We start from the raw sequence: 17215 nt of genomic DNA, 5'->3' as shown, positions 1-17215 counted from the left end.
TCACGGTGACCGAAGAGGACGCGAGCGCCGAGACACTTGCGAGCAAGATCGACAGGTTGTTCCAGATCGTCCGGCGTCCGGGCGACCAACGGGAGCGATACAGCAACGAGGAGGTCGCCAAGGCGTGCCGCGAGGTCACCGGGGAGAGTTTCTCTGCCACCTACCTGTGGCAGCTGCGTACCGGTCGGCGCGACAACCCGACCAAGCGCCATCTGGAGGCGCTGGCGCACTTCTTCCAGGTCCCGCCCGCGTACTTCTTCAACGACGAGCAGGGCGCGGCGATCACGCAGGAGCTGGAACTGCTCGGCGCGCTGCGGGATGCCGGCGTGCGCAACGTCGCGCTTCGGGCGGTGAACCTCTCGCCGGCGTCGCTCGAGACGATCAGCGACGTGATCGACGCGATCGCGCGCAGGGAAGCCGACCGGAAGAACCCACCGCAGCCAGACTGAGAGGGCACCACGTCCCGTGCACTCGTACCTTGAGCACAGACGGCTGTCGAGACGATGCCGTCGACTCGCGCAAAGTCTCACGCTGCCCAGTCCATTCGACGCCGACGCCTTCATCGCCTCGACCGCCGAGCGGCTGGGTCGGCGCATCGAACTGATCCCGGTCGAGACCCGCCCGTCCGCCCCGTGCGGCCTGCTGGTCACCACCGACGACTGCGCGTACATCCTGTACGCCGCGGACACCAGCCCGCTGCACCAGCGTCAGATCCTGCTCCACGAGGCCGCGCACCTCATCTGCAACCACGCCTCCTCCTCCCCCGACCCAGCGGCGCGCCTCGTCCTGCCGCACCTCTCCCCCGCCCTGATCACGCACGTCCTGGGACGCACGGTCTACACCGAACCCCAGGAGCGGGAAGCAGAACTCCTGGCCTCCTTCGTCCTGCGCCGCACCTCGCGGGAGGAACTCACTCCGCACCCGCCCAGCACCAGCCAGCTGCGCCTCGGCGCGGCGTTCGGCACCCCGATACCTCAGAGGCGCGCCCGTGATTGATCCGGCCGTCTACCTGACCGCCGCGCTGGCCCTGGTCTTCGCCCTGTACAAACTGATGGCGGGGCGCGGCTCCCATCAGAGCCCGGAAGCACGCAACCAGATCCTCTTCGCGCTGTGCCTGGGCGCCCATTTCGCGGTGGCCGCCCCCGCCACCCTCACGGCGGCCCACCTCGGTGCGTCCGCCGCCGGACTGCTGAGCATGCTCGACGACGGGTGCAGGGTGGGCGCCATCCACTTTTTCACCCTCCTCGCGCTCGCCCTGCGGCCATCGGCACCCCGGCGACGCGATTCCGAGCTGCGGCAGAACCGCACCACCGCCGCCGCCCTTGCCGCGGCCATCGCCCTGTTCGCCGCGGCCCATGCCGACGCCGCCGGCGGTGCACTCGTCGTCCACCGCGCGAGCATCCCGGCGCTCGCGGCCTACGACACGCTCCTCGCCTGCTACGCGGCCTGGTGCCTCGCCAAGGTCATCCTCCTGATGACCCGCTACGCCTGCGGGATCGAGCCGGGCGCGCTGCGCACCGGGGCCCAACTCATCACCGCAGGCGCTGCCGTCGCTCTGATCTGGGCAGTCTGGAGCCTCCACGAGGTCGTCACCGTGCTGGAGACCGGACGCGGAGAAAGTAGCGCGGACCCAACGGACGCCGTGCTCGGCGGACTCAGCGTCGCCATCGGCCTCATCGGAGCCAGCATCGTCATGTGGGGCGACGCCGCCCGTGCGCCGACCCGCTGGCTCCGCTCGTACCGCCAGTACCGTTCGCTCGGGCACCTCTGGTCGGCCCTGCACGCGGTCGTCCCCGCGATCGTGCTCGATCCCGCCCCGCGGCGGCGCGGTCCCGATCTGCCGCTCGACGCCGAGTTCGCCCTGCACCGCCGCATCATCGAGATCTACGACGGCCGCCTGGCCCTGCGCCCTTATTTCCATCCAAGGGTGCCCGACTGGACTGCCGCTGCGCTTCCCCGCTCCCCCGGCGAGGCGGACGCCGATACCGCCGTGACGACGGAGGCCGCGGTCATCGCCGCCGCGATAGAGGCTGCGCGCACCGGTCTTCCCCGCGGCGAGGCGCCCGTTTTCTCCGCCGGGCACACCGACCTGCGCAATACGGCGGAGGAAACCGCCTGGTTGATCCAGGTGTCCGACGCGTTCAGAGACTCACCGACGGTGGCCAGGATCCGCCAACTCGTGCGCACAGAACTGGCCCAAAGCGCTGCCGATACCCGGCGTTGAATGTCCTGGAATCCAGGTGCACCAACGCCGCACGACCTTACAGGTTCTCCCCGTGCCCAGGCTGAATCAGATTGTCGCAGTACCGATACGCCGCTGAACTGCAGCGATGAATCAATGAGCCCCCACACCTTTGGGAGCAGAGGGATCCCAATCCGCTCCCAATTCCAAAGGTGCCGAGTAGCACTGAAATGACTCAGGGGACGTATCTGACGAATCAGATACAGCCATTGAGCTGCGACTATGGACAATTGTCCGAGTAGGGACGGCAGGATTTTGAACGTGCGACCCCCTGACTCCCAGCAATGGGTCCAGGCCGCTCCTGCACCGCGCGGCTCGGCCCACCTCGGCAACCGCTCCCCATCCTTCGACGCCGCTCGAGGCCAACCGGGCGCAGCCCGGCGCCAGTTGCTCCGGCAAACACGCGGCACACCCACCGTCCGGAAGTGGAGTGCTGGCGGGCGCTGATCCTACGACCGCCGGACCTGGATGGATAGGCGGACCTGGATGGACAGGCTTCATGCAGGTAGGATGTATTACACGGGTTACGTAATACACGGAGGACGCCATGCGACTCAACAGCAAGGGACAGGTCACGATCCCGGCGACACTGCGGGCGAAATACCAGCTGCATGAGGGCGACGAGATTGACGTGGTGGAGGAGGGGAACACCCTACGCATCGTGCGCGCCGAGAACAGCGAGACGCATGGGCAGAGGCTGGCCCGAAGTATGCGCGGACGCGCCACGACCACGATGAGCACCGACGAACTGTTGGGGCTGCTCCGTGACGAGTAGGCACCTGCTCGCGTTCGCTCCTCTCGTGACACTGGTCGACACCTGCGTCCTGCTTGACATCCTCACCGACGACCCGAAGTGGGCGGACTGGTCGGGGCGCGCTCTCGCCGACGCCCGCGACGCCGGGGAGCTGGCGATCAACCCGATCATCTATGCCGAGGTCGCCGCCGGATTCGACACGATCGAAGGACTGGACGAAGCGCTGCCCGTTTCCGACTTTCCCCGGCTCTCACTGCCCTACCCAGCCGGCTTCCTCGCGAGCAAGGCGTTCCTCGCCTACCGCAAGCGTGGCGGCGCCAAGACATCCCCGCTGCCCGACTTCTACATTGGCGCACACGCCGCTGTGAGCGGACACCGCCTGCTCACCCGCGACAGCGCCCGCTACCGCACCTACTTTCCCAAGGTCGTACTCGTGACGCCCGACGGGGAGAATTGAGTCGCGCTGTTGACCTCGGTCGCGCAAGCAAGTGGGTGCCGACAACTGACCAGCCGTCGTACACGACGTACTCGTTCGAGTTCTCCATGTACCAGTTGCGCGCTCAACACCTGCCCCAGCGGGACTTGGCGAACACCATCTACGAGCGGCTCCGGGGAGGCGCCGACGTCGACGAGGTCGCCCACCTGATCAACGATCTCAGCCGGACCACGCGGCGACGGAGTGAGCGATGACGGACGTACTGCAGGCATTGCGTGATTTCACGGTCACCGTCGACTACGGTCGCGAGCACACCACCTTCCTGGTCCGGCCGACCGGGCAGAGCGAGCCGGTCGTCCGCATGCACAAGGACTATGCGCACGACATCGTCGTGCGGCCGTACTACGTGCGCCCGTCGGCCGCCCCGGACGCGCTGCTCGGCTACGTCAAGATGGGCAAGGCGTGGGACGCCGAGCAGAAGGACATCGGCATGGTGGGCGGTGGCAGGAAACCGAGGCACGCGGACCACGCGCAGATCGTCCAGCAGCGCCAACATCACCGAGAATCGCGATGAAGCTCGAAAAGCAGCGTCGCGACTCGATCTAGGCCCGGACGGTTCCCGCACTGAGTGTTGTGGTCGGGTACCTGGCTGTGGGACTTGGGTCCCGACCACGACGCTCGATGAGGATCAGTTGAGGCTGAGGTGGATCACTTCATCGTTGACGGGCGTGAGGCACGTGTTTTCGCTACAGGCTCCGTAACTGACGATCACATCGGCCTGGTGGGCGCTGGTTTGCTGGACGGGAATGGTGAACGTAACGGGGCCATCTGGATAGACGGGGATCTCGGTCGGTAGACCCGTCGGTCGTAGGAGGCGGGTCGCCAGGTTCGCCGTCGGCTTACCGACCGCGGTGAGATCGCCTTAAACGGAAAGCCTGGTGGGGATGCCCAGTCCGTCGATGCCTTGCGTGGGGAGATCGATGCTGTAGATGTGGAAGCCGGGCCGTTGCGGGCTGAAGGTTGCCCGTAGCTCGCGCTGGCCGTTGGCCGTAGGCAGCAGCGTGACGGTGACGGTGACCCCTTGAGCTGTGGCGTGCCCCGTGGGTTGAGGTGGCCGGTTCGAGCCGCAGCCGCCGAGAACGAGGATCGCCAGGGTGGTTGAGCCCAGAACGACACCCCACCAGCGCGGGATTGTCACTGGCTTCCGCTGGGTGCCCAGCGGTTCAGGAACGCGCTGACCTGGCTCGGGTTCATGGTTCGGGCGTTGGAGAAGGAACCGTCGTTGGTGGCGGTCCGCAGAGCGCCGTTGGAACTCACTACGACCAGGGCCGGAATCCCGCTGGTCTGCAGGTTGACGTGCTGGCCGGCGAGGTCGAGGTTGTGGTTGAACTGGCCCACGTCGACGGCGACGACCAGATAGTGCTTCGCCAGCAGCGGTTCGACCTGGGGCGAGCGGAACATCACGTCCAGTGTCCTGCAGTCCGGACACCAGTTGGCGCCGAAGTCGATCAGCACCTCCCGATGTTCCTTCACTGCCGCCGCAAGGGCGGCCTGGATGTCGCCCTTCGCGTTTCGGGTGGCGTCGTATCCGTCAGGCAGTGCTCGAGCGGCCGCTGATGCGTCCGTTGGACTGGGGCTGCTGCTGGGAGACGTTGTCGCGGTGGGCAGAACGGTGGCAGTGGGCATTGTTGCTGTGGCGACCGGAGCCTGCGCGGCGGTGGTGCCGCTCGAAGCACATCCTGCAGTTAGCGCGACGGCTGATACCGCAGCCGCCAGACCAAGACGCATTCGATGGATGGGTTCCCCTCCCGTAAGTGATCAGTCGCAGGAGGATAGCGGTAGCCAGTTGCCGGCTCGCACCCAGGTTGACGCCAGCCCCTGCGTGCGGGTGGGCGATGCGCGACGGGCCTCTTTGGCCCCTGGAGAAGTCGGACCGCAGAGGCCAAGTGATGGCCCGTCACGATATCGGCCTGGGTATCACCGGAGCGCGCCCGTCCGTGCTCGGGGGCGCCCTGATCGACATCCCTCTCCGCGACGGCGGGGACGACCGGCCCACCGCTTGCCGCCCGAGCGATCTGGGAGACCGGGTACCAAGGCGCCCCGCGCACGCCGAACCTGTGGGCCAGCTAAGCTACAACGCAGGGCAGAAGCGCGAGTGGCTGGCCCCGATGCGTCGAGGCCGGCGCACCGAGCGCCCCGACCAGCAAGGCTGATGCGGGCTGGCTGCAGTGTCACTGCCGAGGATGATCAGGTGCGGCTCCCGAGGTCAGGGGCGTAGAGCGGGTTGATCCACCGAAGCACTGCTTCGCCTGCGCGGGCTTCGATCGTGGCGGGTAGACCTGTCCGTAGGCGCGTTCGCCGCAGTGGCGCGTGAAGGGCCCTCCGGGGTCCCAGCCGAGACCGAGCGCTGGGCATCCGCAGAGGTCGATTGCCCCTGTCAGTCGTGGGTGGCTCCAGCTGGCCCGGGACTGTCCGTGTGCCCGCACACCGACCTCAGCGAGCCGTTGACCTCTTGTCAGGCAGGTCCTCGCTAGGTTGCAGGTGTGATCGTTCAAGATGCGCGGGAAGGTCGTGCTCGGGGTTGGTACCTCGCGGCCGCAGGGGTGTTCGCGGTCGGCATGGCGGGGACCACGCTGCCGACGCCGCTGTACGGGCTGTACCGGGAGCAGATCGGGTTCTCCGAACTGATGGTGACGGTGGTCTTCGCGGTCTACGCGCTGGGCGTGATTGCCGCGCTGTTGGTCGCCGGTGACTTCTCCGACATTTTGGGCCGACGCCCGGTGCTGCTCTTCGCTCTGGGACTGGCGGTCCTTAGCGCGGTGTGCTTCCTGTTTGAGGACGGGCTGCCGCTGCTGTTCGTGGGACGGCTGCTCTCGGGATTCTCCGCAGGGCTCTTCAGCGGGGCCGCGACAGCTGCCGTACTGGAGCTCGCACCTCCGGAGCGGCGCGGACGGGCGGGATTTGCCGCCACGGCCGCCAACATGGGCGGCCTGGGATGTGGTGCGCTGTTGTCCGGAATCCTGGCGCAGTATGCCCCGTGGCCTCTTCGGCTGCCCTTCCTGGTACACATCGCGTTGCTCGTGGCGGCCCTCGCCGTCACCCGCGTGCTGCCGGAGACAGTGGCGCGTCGCCCTCCTCGACCGCCGCTGCGTCCTCAGGGAATGGTCGTACCTCCGGAGACGCGCGCAGTGTTCGTGCCGGCTGGGCTGGCCGCGTTCGCCGGCTTCTCCCTACTCGGACTGTTCACCGCTGTGGCGCCCAGCTTCCTCGCCCAGACCCTGGGAGTGCACAATCTGGCCGTGACCGGCGTGGTCGTCTTCTGGGTGTTCGGCTCCTCCACAGCCGGGCAGCTTTTGATGAGCCGGGTGGGCGCGCGGCGCGCGTTGCCCACCGGCTGCCTGGTCCTGACGATCGGCATGGTCCTCGTGGCGTCCTCGCTCCTGGTGGAGTCCCTACCGCTGCTGATCGTCGGCGGAGCGGTCGGGGGCGTCGGCCAAGGCCTGGCGTTCCGCGCGGCCATGACCAGCGTGAGTGCAAGGGCTCCGGACGAGCACCGTGGCGCAACGATCTCGGCTTTCTTCGTCGTCGCGTACGTCGGCATCTCCTTGCCGGTGGTGGGAGTCGGGGCCCTCACCCTGGTTCTGGGACTGCGTGGTGCGGGTCTGGTCTTCGCTGGTTGCGTGGTTCTGCTCTCGTCCGGCGTGGGCGTCCTCCTCCTGCGTCGTCTGTCGCAGACCGACTAGAGTCCCGGACGGACCGGCTCACGGCTGGTGTCGGCGTCGCTCGTCCATCCGGTGGATCGTCCACTTGAGGCGCTTGGCGAGGCGCTTGACCTCGGTTCCGCGCATCGACTACCCCGAGCTCATCCTGGAGGTCGCCGAGCGTACCGGCATGTTCGAGGAGTTCAGCCACGTCCCCGGCCTGGACGCCCGCCCCGACGACCTCGACTGCCCTCGCGGCGGTACTCGTTGCGTACTTCTCGGCGACCAAGCGACGCACTGGCGCGACCTGCCTCAACGTCGTCTCCGACAAGGTCATGAGCCTGCAGTACAGACCAGAACCCGTGCAGTCCTTAGCGTTCTATCCAGCAGCATTTCCGGCGGGACCCCCTGATCGTCAAGTGCCGTTGCTGCAGGGGGAAAGAACGGGGGCGTCAGCGCATGCCGCCGGAAGCGAGGATGACATCCCCGGTGATCCAGCGTGCGTCGTCGGAAGCCAGGAAGGCCACAAGCGGGCCGTAGTCGTCGGGGGTGCCTGTACGACCCAGGGGGGTGGCGGCGATCGCCTGCGCTTCCTGATCCGACCCGGCGTATCCCATGGTCCTGGTGCCCTCGGTGTCCGACGGTCCGGGCATGATCGCGTTGACACGGATGCCGCGCGGGCCCAGTTCCTTGGCCGCAACGATGGTGAAGGCGTTGACAGCGCTCTTGGACGCAACCTAAAGCGAGGCGTATGGAGGGTGGCTGACCGTGCCAGCCGTCGAGACGTTGATGATCGACGCGGCGTCAATGTCGTCTTGCGCGGCAAGGGCCTGCGTAGTCAGGATCGCGCCCAGAAGGTTCGTGGTCATCTCGCGCTGGAACTCGTCCTCGGTGATGCTCGACAGTGGCGCGAATGTGAAGACGGCCGCATTGTTCACGAGCACGTCGACCGGGCCGTACACCTCGCGCGCCCGGTCGAAGAGACGGCGCACGTCGTCGCTGTTGGCCACGTCCGCCTGGACGGCGATCGCCCGGCCGCCCTTGGCGGTGATGCCCGCGACGACCCGCTCGGCGCGAGAATCTCCATGCGCATCTTCGTCACCGGCGCTTCCGGCTGGATCGGCTCGGCCGTCTTCCCCGAAATCATCAGTGCCAGCTGTCAATGGCGGCTGAGTTCAACCGCCGCTGACGACCAGCCCTTGCCGACAAGTAGCCGTGCTACTCGGTAGTTCGCACCTCGTCCGACCGGCCAGCGGCGGCCGGCCAGCGGTCTCGGATCAGATCTACGTTCGCCGTGAATGCCGCGGCGCTGGCCTCACGTGAGGCCAGCAGGGTTTCGAGCGTGCTGACCTCGGCCTCGACGCTGGCCATGGTGTAGTCGGTTGTGTAGCCGAGCTGGGTGTTGACGCGGATCATGTGGAGGTTTTCGGTCGCCGTCACTGTGCGCACCTGTTCCAGTTGGGGCAGGTCGGCGGTGAGCCACCGCATCATCGAGGCCTTCATGGCCCGGCCGAGCCCGAGTCCGCGGAATTCTGGCAGCACGGCCGTGTCCCCCTGGTCGCAGTGGCTCAATTGTCCGGGGACGATCGCGATCTCGGTGAAGCCCGCCACCGCCCCGCTGAGCTGGTCCACAGCGATGACGTACCGCTGTGACTTCCCGACCGCGAGCATCTCGGCCTCGTGTTGCCGCACTCGCTCCACATTCCAGGTGGGGTGCCGATAGCTCGACTCGCCGATCGGCTGGTCGGCCATGGCATTGCGTGCCCGGGCAAATCCCTGCACCAGGTCGTCTGGTGCGGTGTCAATCCACTGGTGGAGCCGGAACCCGGGCGTCGGCTCCACCTGCCACCGGGCCGGGTCCACGCTCTTGATGTCCAGGTGGTGTGAGGAGAGTCGCAGGACCGTCTGGAAGCCGAGGGCGCGGGTCCACCTCTCACCGTCCGTACCGGCCTTGACCTCACCAGAGATCGTCCGGCGGCTGCGTTCGTGGACCTGCGGTAGCACTGCCCGGAGCAGCTGTGTCCCGACACCGCCTCTGCGGTCCTGGGCCGGCACGCGCACTGCGATGAAGACGTCCTCGCTGTTCTCGTCCGTCGGGAAGAAGGCGCTCACTGTGCCGAGCAGCCGCCCGTTGTCGCGTGCGTCCCACCGCAGCCCGGGGGACGACGTGGTCGTACACAGCTGCTGCACGAAGTAGTCGTACGGCGGCACCGGGTTGGCCGGGAAGTCCGCGACGGATACCGCGACGAAAACCTCGTACCAGGCGCGCAACTCGTCCGGCGATGCGAGTTCCGGTGCGAACGGTGCCGTTTCCAGGCTCACGACGACGTCCTTTTTCTAGACCTCGATGGCAGGGACTTCTGCCGAGTATGGTCACAAGTCGAACGGACGGCCGGCATGTCGGCACAGGCGGCCAGCACGAGGGCGACCCAACCGACCAAGGTTGCCGCGGTGACCCGGGCCGCAACGACCGGTAGGTCGTCTTGCTTGTCACGAACAAGCACGGTGGCCCGACAGGAGAACTCTCCCGCTGCAGGTCAGCCTGCAGCCGCATTCGAGCGGTATGCCGAACAGTGGTTCCGCTATCCGGTGTCACACCGGCAAGGCCTGTAGGGCCGTGGTTCTCGTGGCGGCTTCATTCCAGGCCTTGGGCCGGTCCGTCACCATAGAGCGTGGCGAGGTCGATCAGGAGCAGGTCGGTGCGTCGGGCGGCGGCCTGTTGGACGTCGGGATGGAAGCCGTGGAGGGAGCACAGGGCCAGGGCAGTGTCCCCGGTGTGGTGGCCCAGGTCGGCCAGGCGGGTGCGGATGTGTTCGAGGCGTTCCACGTCGTGCAGGCCGCGCGGCTGGATGGTGACCTTGGCCTCGCCCGATCAGGGAGATCCGGGCGTGGGCCGACTGGGGGCGCTCCCCCGGCGCGAGCACCAGGACGTCGACCTCGTGCTTGGTCCGCCCGGCCGGGTCGGGCACCTCGGTGGAGCCCTCTGCACCGATGCGAAGCGAGGTCTCCTCAGGGGCGAAGACGCGGGTCCAGTGGCGGGCCAGTTCCTCGAAGTGCGGTCCGAGGATCTTGGAGTGGAACGTCGGGCGGGACTCCTGCCAGGGCGGTGCGGCATTGCCCGCGACGCTGCCCCCACGTGCCGGTCGGCCTTAGCCGCCCTCTGTGAACAGGGCCGCGTACCGCGTCAGGTACAGCGGCCAGCCTTCGTCGTGGGCTACGCCGTCGCTGACGGCCTGCCAGCCGGGGCCGTGCCGGTCGATATGGCGGTGCTCCAGCTCCACCCTGGTGCGGTGCGGGGTCTCGGCGACGAACGTGACCTCGACCTCGCTGGTGTTGTCCGGGTCGGTCTCGATCTGCCATTGCGGGCTGATGTCCCAGCTGAAGACGACCCGATCCGGCGGTTCGAAGGCCAGGACGCGCGCCCAGCGGCACTCGCTGCCGTCGACGCCCCGGTCGTAGATGTGACCGCCGACCTTTGGTTCGAACACTGTCTCGGCGATCGCGACGCCGAGCAGGTTGTGCTCCGGCGGTTTGAAGTCGCCGAACCGCTCGGTGAACACGGTGAAGGCCCGCTCGATCGGCGCCTCGACGACGATCTCCCTGCGAACAACGGCAGCCCCTGCTTGGTTCATGACTTCTCCTCGGTCTGTTGGTCCACGACGTCCTGGTAGCTGTCCAGTGCGCGGTTCCAGAACGTCTCGAGCTGATCACGCAGCGCGGCCACGCCCGCCGGATTGAGCCGATAGACCCGACGGGTGCCGACCGCACGGTCGGTGACCAACCCGGCGTCCTTGAGCACCTTCAGGTGCTGGGATACCGCCGGCCGACTGATCGGCAGCTCGTCCGCCAGCTCACCCACGGCGTACGGCCGCCCGGCCAGGCACGCGACTATGGAGCGCCTGGTGGGATCCCCCAAAGCGTCAAAACCATCGTCAGCTCGGTAAGTATCCACGAACGGAAAGCTACGACTTACGGATGCTCGAGTCAAGATCCGGCGGTGTGGACACCGGTAAATTTGTCGATGGCCGTGAAGTTCTCCCCGTAGTGTCCTTGCGCGGCGCTGCACAGGCCCACTGGCGATCGAGCATTGCCGTGGGCATCTCGTCGCACGGATTCTGTGCGCTGCGTCAATCAGTTCGTCGACGGGGCGTGCCACCCGACGAAGTCGACCAGGGGCTGTGGGAGGTGTCATATGACCCGGCACCCGGGCGCGCGATAAGGGAGAGGCACGCTGGTACCCGACGGCGCCGCAGCGGAACGGCTTGTGGAGCGGGATGGCCACGCCGCCGTGATCGACGCGGCGGGGAGTCCGCCGGCGAAACGCTGGGTGCCGGCGGCACAGGGGCCGAATGGCGGTGGCGCCGACGGCGAAGCAACGTGATCATCAAGCGAGGCGGCGGCAGTGCAGCCGGAGAGGAGCCGCACGGTGAGAGCTGACGGCGAACGCGCAGAGGAGTCCGCATCGGCGCACCGAGCCGCCGTGCCGGACGCGGATCGTTTCCTCCGAGGTCGTCCGAGCCCCGTACCGCCAGGGCGGTCCGCGGTGAAGACGCCGCCTGCACTGCCGATCCGGCAGGTGCTCGGTCGTGCCGACAGCCGGGCCGCCACCGACGCGCTGCTCACAGTCCTCCACCGCGACGGCTGGGCCCGGTTTCTGATCGCTGCCGGGCAGCGGTCGGCGTATCAGGCCGCTTGCCGCCCAGGTGCGTTGCTGGAAGTCACCGCGCTGCACGGGCTGATGCTCGGACGGACCCCGGGCCGAAGGAAGGCGTGGGTCGCGGCCAGCTGGATCTTGTGTGCGACGCATCTCGGGCTGCTGGAGGAGCGGCGGCACCTCAGCGTCGCGGATTTGATCACACTGTGCCGGGGCAATCTTCCAGCGCTGTTCCCGAAGGCCGGCAGGTGGGTCGTCGTAGGTGCTGTCCTTTCCGATTGCGCGGATGGCCGTCTTGCCCGGCGCCTGGGCACGGTGTCGCCCTTCGGCGCGTACGCGGACACGTTCGCGGACGCCGCGTTCTGGACCCGGCTGGCCCTGCGCCACGAACCGGACCCGCGTTGGCGGCGCGCGGCCCTGGTGGCCTGGGCGGCGCCGGTGGCGGCGGTCGCCGCGGCGAGCATGGCGCGCGGGCGCATGCTGGATGCCCCGCACCCCGTCGTGGTGCGGCCCGCGGCCGCGATGCAGGTCGTGCTGGCGGTGCGGCGCTGGCGCTCCGCGAGTCGCGGCAACGGTTTACCGGAAGTGTGAGCGCGGACACCGAAGCCCAGGCCGGGCGCGGCCTACCCTCGAAGCCGAGGGGAACCAGCGAGGGAGCAGTCATGACGCGTGCCGTATGGAACGGTGTGGTGCTGGCCGAGTCGGAGCACACCGTGGTCGTCGAGGGGAACCACTACTTCCCGCCCGAGACTCTGCACCGCGAACTCTTCGCTGACAGCGGTTCACGGTCACTGTGCCCGTGGAAGGGCGTGGCCCATTACTACGACGTGACCGTCGCCGGGCAGACCAACCGGGACGCGGCCTGGTACTACCCCAGGCCCAGCCCGCTGGCCCGGAAGATCAAGAATCATGTGGCGTTCTGGCACGGCGTGGTCGTCGAGGAGAGCAGCGTCTGCGCCGCGGAACGGCGGGGCTGAGGCGTGGGCTGGCCGCTGCGGATTGGCCTGGGCACGGTCGCCTCACTGGGCGTCGCCGCCGCCGGCTACTGGGGACTGGTGAGCGGAGCGCTGCCGGTCGACGTGGGCGCCGGACGGCGCCTGCGTCCGCTGGGCCCGCAGGCGATGGAGATCGCCGCACCGCGGGAGTTGGTCTTCGACATCCTCGCGCAGCCCTACCTCGGGCGGGCCACCCGCGCGCAGCGCGAGAAGGTGCGCGTGCTGGAGCGCGGCAGCGATCTCGTGCTGGCGGCCCACACCACCGAGGTGGCGGGCGGTCGGCTGAGCGCGGTGACGGTGGAGACGGTCCGGTTCACCCGCCCGGCGCGGATTGACTTCCGCCTGGTGCGCGGCCCGGTCCCGCATGTGGTCGAGTCCTTCACCCTGACCGAGCGGGACGGCGGCCGAACGCGGCTGGAGTACGCGGGCGAGCTGGGTACCGACCTGTGGGGGCTGGGCGAGCAGTGGGGCCGACTGGTGGCCGCCCGCTGGGAGGCCACTGTCGCCGCCTCTCTCGCCTCGGTCAAGGCCGAAGCCGAACGCCGCACCCGCCCGCGCGACTGAGCATGACCACCCATGCGGTCACTGGCCGGCTCAGGGATGTGCTGGGCGCGCCGGATCGCGGCCGACGAACGCCAGCGCCTCCCGCGCCAGGGCCTGCCAGTCCAGTTCCGAGTCTCCGGCGAGGGACAGCCACTCCCGCATGGGGCGGTCCCGACCCGCGTCGAAACGCTCACCCTCGGCGGCGTCCACCAGCTCGTCCACCCGGCCGCGGGGTAGTTTGACCACGAGACGGCCGCGCACCAGCATCGCGAAGATCCTGCCGTTGATCTTCAGCGCGGCGCGGCCGAATCGGCCCTCGCGCCCCGGCTCGTCCACCGGCTCGGTCACGCCGTCGAGGCCGCTGAAGGCATCAACGAGGTCGGCGAACCGCTGCTCCACGGGGACAGGGTTATCCATCGACCCGCACCTCCTTGCATCCGAAGGGCGCCAGGGCGCGCACCCTCCTGCCAGGAAACCAGCTCTCGGGCGGACCTGCCCTGCTGTCCGCGTAGATGGGCGCGCTTGCAGACGCCCGCCACCGCACGCGCTTACGGTGGCGTCATGGTGGTCCTACGGATCGTTCTCGGCCGCGGTGGTCTCGGCGATGGGCCTGGGGCAGTCGCTCACTGGCCCGGATGCCCGCCATCCTGGCCGCCTACAGCCTGGTCCAGGGAGCGGCGGCCGCGACCGCTGCCGGGGCCCTGATCGCGGGCGAGGTGGGGTGAGCGCTGTGGTTCCTGGCCCGGTCCCGCTCCCGCGCCGCCGCACCGGTTCGGGTGTAGCGCTGTCTCCGTGACCTGGACCGCCCTGGCGGTTCAGGCGTACGTGCACGGGCTGGCGTTGCTGGACTTCACGAGCAGGGAGTTGCGATGACTGTGGACGAGACCGCGTCGACGACACCGGCCACACCGGTCAAGCGCGACCGGGAGGAGGTGTTCGTGGAGTTCACCAAGTCGGTCTGCCCGCTGTGCAAGACCGTCGTGGACGCCCAGGTCAACATCCGCGACCAGAAGGTGTACCTGCGCAAACGCTGCCCGGAGCACGGCTGGTTCGAGGCCCTGGTCTACGGCGACGCCCAGGAGTACCTGGACTCGGCCCGGTTCAACAAGCCCGGCACCATCCCGCTGGTCTTCCAGACCGAGGTCAAGGACGGCTGCCCCAGCGACTGCGGCCTGTGCCCGGAGCACAAGCAACACGCCTGCCTGGGCATCATCGAGGTCAACACCGGCTGCAACCTGGACTGCCCGGTCTGCTTCGCCGACTCCGGCCACCAGAGCGACGGCTACGCCATCACCGTCGAGCAGTGCGCGACCATGCTCGACGCGTTCGTCGCCTCCGAGGGTGAGGCGGAGGTGGTGATGTTCTCCGGCGGCGAGCCCAGCATCCACAAGCACATCCTGGACTTCATCGACCTCGCCCAGGCCCGTCCGATCCGCAACGTCAACCTCAACACCAACGGCATCCGCCTCGCCGCCGACACGAACTTCGTCGCCGAACTCGGCAAACGCAACCGGGTGCCCGGACGGTCGGTCAACATCTACCTCCAGTTCGACGGCCTGACCGAGCGCACCCACCGCGAGCTGCGCGGCCGGGACCTGCGCACCCTCAAGCAGCGTGCCCTGGACAACTGCGCCGCACACGGACTGACGGTCACCCTGGTCGCCGCGGTCGAGCGTGGCCTGAACGAGCACGAACTCGGCGCGATCATCACCTTCGGCCTGGACCACCCCGCAGTGCGCTCCGTGGCATTCCAGCCGGTCACCCACTCCGGACGCCACATCCCCTTCGACCCGCTGAACCGGCTCACCAACCCCGACGTCATCAAGCTCATCAACCAGCAGCTGCCGCAGTGGTTCCAGCCCGGCGACTTCTTCCCGGTCCCCTGCTGCTTTCCCACCTGCCGCTCCATCACCTACCTGCTCACAGCCGGCGAACCGGGCCACCGCACCGTCGTCCCCATCCCTCGCCTACTCCAAGTCGAGGACTACCTCGACTACGTCTCCAACCGGGTCATGCCCGACCCCGCGATCCGCGAGGCCCTGGAGAAGCTCTGGTCCGCCTCCGCGTTCATGGGCACCGCCACCACGGACGACAAGCTGCGCACCGCCGTCGAGGCGCTGGACTGCGCCGACGCCTGCGGTGTCGACCTGCCCGCGGCGGTCAAGGACCTCGGCGAGCACGCGTTCATGATCGTGGTCCAGGACTTCCAGGACCCCTACACCCTCAACGTCAAGCAGCTGATGAAGTGCTGCGTCGAAGAGATCACCCCCGACGGGCGCCTCATCCCCTTCTGCGCCTACAACTCCGCCGGCTACCGCGAACAGGTCCGCGCACAGATGTCCGGCATCCCCGTCGCCCCGGTCGCCCCCAACGCCCTGCCGCTCACCGACCGGCTCACCGCCACCCGCTACGGCTCCAAGACCCTCGCCGACGGAGAACCGGTATGACGGACGACCGCGACCCGAACGACGTGAAAGCCTGCTGCGCCGCCGCGTACTCCACCGATGTGGTCGTGCTGCTGCTCGGCGACACCTACCACCCCGGCGGGGTCGCACTGACCCGCCACCTCGCCGCCTCCCTCGCCCTCACCCCGGGCGCCCGAGTGCTCGACGTGGCCAGCGGCCGCGGCACCACCGCCCTCCTCCTCGCGGACGCCTACGAGACACAGGTGGATGGCATCGACTACGCGGACGCCAACACCGCCCTGGCCCTGGGCTCGGCCCAGCGGCTCGGCCTCGCCGACCGGACCCGCTTCACCACCGGCGATGCCGAACAACTGCCCTACCCCGATGCCTCCTTCGACGCCGCCGTGTGTGAGTGCGCACTGTGCACCTTCCCCGACAAACCCCGCGCCGCCTCCGAGCTCACCCGCGTGCTGCGCCCCGGAGCGCGCCTGGGCATCACCGACGTCACCGCCGACCCCGACAGGTTGCCCGGCGAACTGCGCGGGCTCGGCGCCCGCATCGCCTGCATCGCCGACGCCCGCCCCCTGGACGCCTATGCGGCCCTGCTCGAACACGCCGGCCTGCGCGTGCTGCGCACCGAACGCCACGACCACGCCCTGCTCCGCATGATCGACCAGATCCAGGCCCGCCTCGACCTGCTCCGCATGACCGCTCCCGACGCACTCGCCAAGACCGGACTCGACACCGACACCGCCCCCACCGTCCTCGCCGCCGCCCGTACCGCCATCAACGACGGGCACCTGGGCTACACCCTCATCCTCGCCGAGAAGCCGCGGCACAAGCCCGCCAGCAAGTCAGCGCGCTCACACATACCCAGGCACGACACCGCCTGACCCACCGGCAGATCGCGGCCCGCTGGACCGTGCACTGGACCCCGCCGTCCGTCGGCCAGGTACTGCTCGGCGGATGCGGTGTCCACTCCCCCGACCGGGACCAGCGGAAGCTGAGGGAAGAGGCCGCGCAGGTCCCGCAGGTAGCGGGGGCCGCCCAAGGCGGTGGTGGGGAAGACCTTGAAGGCGGTGGCTCCCAGCCGTCACGCTTGAATGATCTCGGTGGGAGTCATCGCTCCGGCCAGGACAGCCAGTCCGAGCTCGCGAGCTGTGGGGATCGCATCCGAGACGGCCGGGCCGACGATCAAGTCCGCCCCGGCCCGGTGTGCGGCTCGCGCGTCCTGTGCGGACAGCACGGTGCCCGCGCCGAGCGGGGCGTCCGGCCCGAGCTCGGCGCGGACCCGGGAGGTGACGCCGAGGGCCTCGCTTCCGGACAAGGACACCTCGATCAGGGGGATCCCTGCCTCGGCCAGGGCCAGGGCCGCCGCCACCGCCCCGTCGGGGGAGGCGCTGCGAACGATGGCAAGGATGCGGTGGGCGCGCAACACGGCCGGCAGGTCCATCAGCCTTCCTTGCCGAAGGGGCTGGTCAGGAA

20 protein-coding genes and 2 pseudogenes are annotated in these 17215 nt (G+C 68.7%); 13 read left to right on the top strand and 9 right to left on the bottom strand.

All coding sequences use genetic code 11. The features are described 5' to 3' along the window. The first annotated feature begins 5 nt into the window (after positions 1 to 5). From ABIA33_RS02595 to ABIA33_RS02565, 7 genes are all read left to right on the top strand, one after another. A complete protein-coding gene (locus tag ABIA33_RS02595; RefSeq protein WP_370076430.1) occupies positions 6 to 449 on the top strand; it encodes an XRE family transcriptional regulator in 444 nt (147 codons plus the stop codon). Positions 450 to 465: 16 nt separating this feature from the next. Beyond that, positions 466 to 996: a ParH-like protein gene (locus ABIA33_RS02590; protein ID WP_370076428.1), complete on the top strand. Its 531-nt coding sequence runs from the start codon at positions 466 to 468 to the stop codon at positions 994 to 996. Then, positions 989 to 2224 carry an MAB_1171c family putative transporter gene (locus ABIA33_RS02585; protein ID WP_370076426.1) on the top strand — a complete coding sequence of 412 codons (1236 nt, stop codon included), beginning with the start codon at positions 989 to 991 and terminating at the stop codon, positions 2222 to 2224. Before ABIA33_RS02590 ends, ABIA33_RS02585 begins: the two co-directional genes overlap by 8 nt. Before the next feature lie 565 nt (positions 2225 to 2789). Beyond that, positions 2790 to 3017, top strand: coding sequence for an AbrB/MazE/SpoVT family DNA-binding domain-containing protein (locus tag ABIA33_RS02580; RefSeq protein ID WP_370076424.1), 228 nt, complete (start codon positions 2790 to 2792; stop codon positions 3015 to 3017). A 25-nt stretch (positions 3018 to 3042) separates the two neighbouring features. Continuing rightward, positions 3043 to 3453: a type II toxin-antitoxin system VapC family toxin gene (locus ABIA33_RS02575; RefSeq protein ID WP_370076422.1), complete on the top strand. Its 411-nt coding sequence runs from the start codon at positions 3043 to 3045 to the stop codon at positions 3451 to 3453. 35 nt (positions 3454 to 3488) lie between these two features. Then, positions 3489 to 3686 (top strand): hypothetical protein, encoded by a 198-nt coding sequence (locus ABIA33_RS02570; RefSeq protein ID WP_370076420.1) that lies wholly within the window; start codon positions 3489 to 3491, stop codon positions 3684 to 3686. Next, positions 3683 to 4006 (top strand): hypothetical protein, encoded by a 324-nt coding sequence (locus ABIA33_RS02565; RefSeq protein WP_370076418.1) that lies wholly within the window; start codon positions 3683 to 3685, stop codon positions 4004 to 4006. The genes ABIA33_RS02570 and ABIA33_RS02565 overlap by 4 nt, the downstream gene beginning before the upstream one ends. 348 nt (positions 4007 to 4354) lie before the next feature. Here ABIA33_RS02565 and ABIA33_RS02560 read toward each other — a convergent pair whose 3' ends face one another. Further along, on the bottom strand, positions 4355 to 4630 hold the full coding sequence (locus ABIA33_RS02560) for a hypothetical protein (protein WP_370076416.1): 276 nt from the start codon (positions 4628 to 4630) through the stop codon (positions 4355 to 4357). Further along, positions 4627 to 5118, bottom strand: coding sequence for a thioredoxin family protein (locus tag ABIA33_RS02555; RefSeq protein ID WP_370076414.1), 492 nt, complete (start codon positions 5116 to 5118; stop codon positions 4627 to 4629). Before ABIA33_RS02555 ends, ABIA33_RS02560 begins: the two co-directional genes overlap by 4 nt. A gap of 932 nt (positions 5119 to 6050) precedes the next feature. Here ABIA33_RS02555 and ABIA33_RS02550 point away from each other — a divergent pair. After that, a complete protein-coding gene (locus ABIA33_RS02550) occupies positions 6051 to 7175 on the top strand; it encodes an MFS transporter (RefSeq protein ID WP_370076913.1) in 1125 nt (374 codons plus the stop codon). A gap of 410 nt (positions 7176 to 7585) precedes the next feature. Here ABIA33_RS02550 and ABIA33_RS02545 read toward each other — a convergent pair. The 5 genes and pseudogenes from ABIA33_RS02545 to ABIA33_RS02525 all read right to left on the bottom strand — a co-directional run bounded on the left by ABIA33_RS02545 (position 7586) and on the right by ABIA33_RS02525 (position 11085). Next, a pseudogene (locus ABIA33_RS02545) lies at positions 7586 to 8296 on the bottom strand (SDR family NAD(P)-dependent oxidoreductase). 55 nt (positions 8297 to 8351) lie between these two features. After that, positions 8352 to 9455, bottom strand: a complete 1104-nt coding sequence (locus ABIA33_RS02540; RefSeq protein WP_370076412.1) for a GNAT family N-acetyltransferase — start codon at positions 9453 to 9455, stop codon at positions 8352 to 8354. A gap of 313 nt (positions 9456 to 9768) precedes the next feature. After that, positions 9769 to 9960 (bottom strand): hypothetical protein, encoded by a 192-nt coding sequence (locus ABIA33_RS02535; protein WP_370076410.1) that lies wholly within the window; start codon positions 9958 to 9960, stop codon positions 9769 to 9771. Between the two features lie 322 nt (positions 9961 to 10282). Further along, positions 10283 to 10765, bottom strand: coding sequence for an SRPBCC family protein (locus ABIA33_RS02530; RefSeq protein WP_370076408.1), 483 nt, complete (start codon positions 10763 to 10765; stop codon positions 10283 to 10285). Next, a complete protein-coding gene (locus ABIA33_RS02525) occupies positions 10762 to 11085 on the bottom strand; it encodes an ArsR/SmtB family transcription factor (protein ID WP_370076407.1) in 324 nt (107 codons plus the stop codon). The genes ABIA33_RS02530 and ABIA33_RS02525 overlap by 4 nt, the downstream gene beginning before the upstream one ends. A 591-nt stretch (positions 11086 to 11676) precedes the next feature. Here ABIA33_RS02525 and ABIA33_RS02520 point away from each other — a divergent pair. The 3 genes from ABIA33_RS02520 (at position 11677) to ABIA33_RS02510 (ending at position 13346) form a co-directional block, all read left to right on the top strand. Then, entirely contained in the window at positions 11677 to 12378 is a 702-nt protein-coding gene (locus tag ABIA33_RS02520) for a CDP-alcohol phosphatidyltransferase family protein (protein WP_370076405.1), read from the top strand. A 71-nt stretch (positions 12379 to 12449) separates the two neighbouring features. Continuing rightward, positions 12450 to 12764 (top strand): DUF427 domain-containing protein, encoded by a 315-nt coding sequence (locus tag ABIA33_RS02515; RefSeq protein ID WP_370076403.1) that lies wholly within the window; start codon positions 12450 to 12452, stop codon positions 12762 to 12764. Between the two features lie 3 nt (positions 12765 to 12767). Beyond that, complete coding sequence (locus ABIA33_RS02510; RefSeq protein WP_370076401.1) at positions 12768 to 13346, top strand: SRPBCC family protein; 579 nt, start codon at positions 12768 to 12770, stop codon at positions 13344 to 13346. Positions 13347 to 13376: 30 nt separating this feature from the next. Here the strand turns inward: ABIA33_RS02510 and ABIA33_RS02505 are convergent, their stop codons facing one another. Further along, on the bottom strand, positions 13377 to 13742 hold the full coding sequence (locus ABIA33_RS02505) for a hypothetical protein (protein ID WP_370076399.1): 366 nt from the start codon (positions 13740 to 13742) through the stop codon (positions 13377 to 13379). A gap of 452 nt (positions 13743 to 14194) precedes the next feature. Here ABIA33_RS02505 and ABIA33_RS02500 point away from each other — a divergent pair, with 452 nt between their 5' ends. Together ABIA33_RS02500 and ABIA33_RS02495 are read left to right on the top strand one after the other, a co-directional pair. Continuing rightward, a complete protein-coding gene (locus ABIA33_RS02500; RefSeq protein ID WP_370076397.1) occupies positions 14195 to 15772 on the top strand; it encodes a radical SAM protein in 1578 nt (525 codons plus the stop codon). Further along, positions 15769 to 16623, top strand: coding sequence for a methyltransferase domain-containing protein (locus tag ABIA33_RS02495; RefSeq protein ID WP_370076395.1), 855 nt, complete (start codon positions 15769 to 15771; stop codon positions 16621 to 16623). The genes ABIA33_RS02500 and ABIA33_RS02495 overlap by 4 nt, the downstream gene beginning before the upstream one ends. On the opposite strand, the pseudogene ABIA33_RS02490 reads toward ABIA33_RS02495, so the two are convergent. After that, positions 16536 to 17183 (bottom strand): annotated as a pseudogene (locus tag ABIA33_RS02490) (bifunctional 4-hydroxy-2-oxoglutarate aldolase/2-dehydro-3-deoxy-phosphogluconate aldolase). The gene ABIA33_RS02495 and the pseudogene ABIA33_RS02490 sit on opposite strands and share 88 nt — an antisense overlap. Positions 17184 to 17215: the final 32 nt, after the last annotated feature.

Source organism: Streptacidiphilus sp. MAP12-16, from assembly GCF_041262165.1.
In the GTDB taxonomy this organism is placed as follows: domain Bacteria; phylum Actinomycetota; class Actinomycetes; order Streptomycetales; family Streptomycetaceae; genus Streptacidiphilus.
Note: the sequence above shows the minus strand (reverse complement) of the source record. Positions and strands in the feature narration are given on the sequence as shown.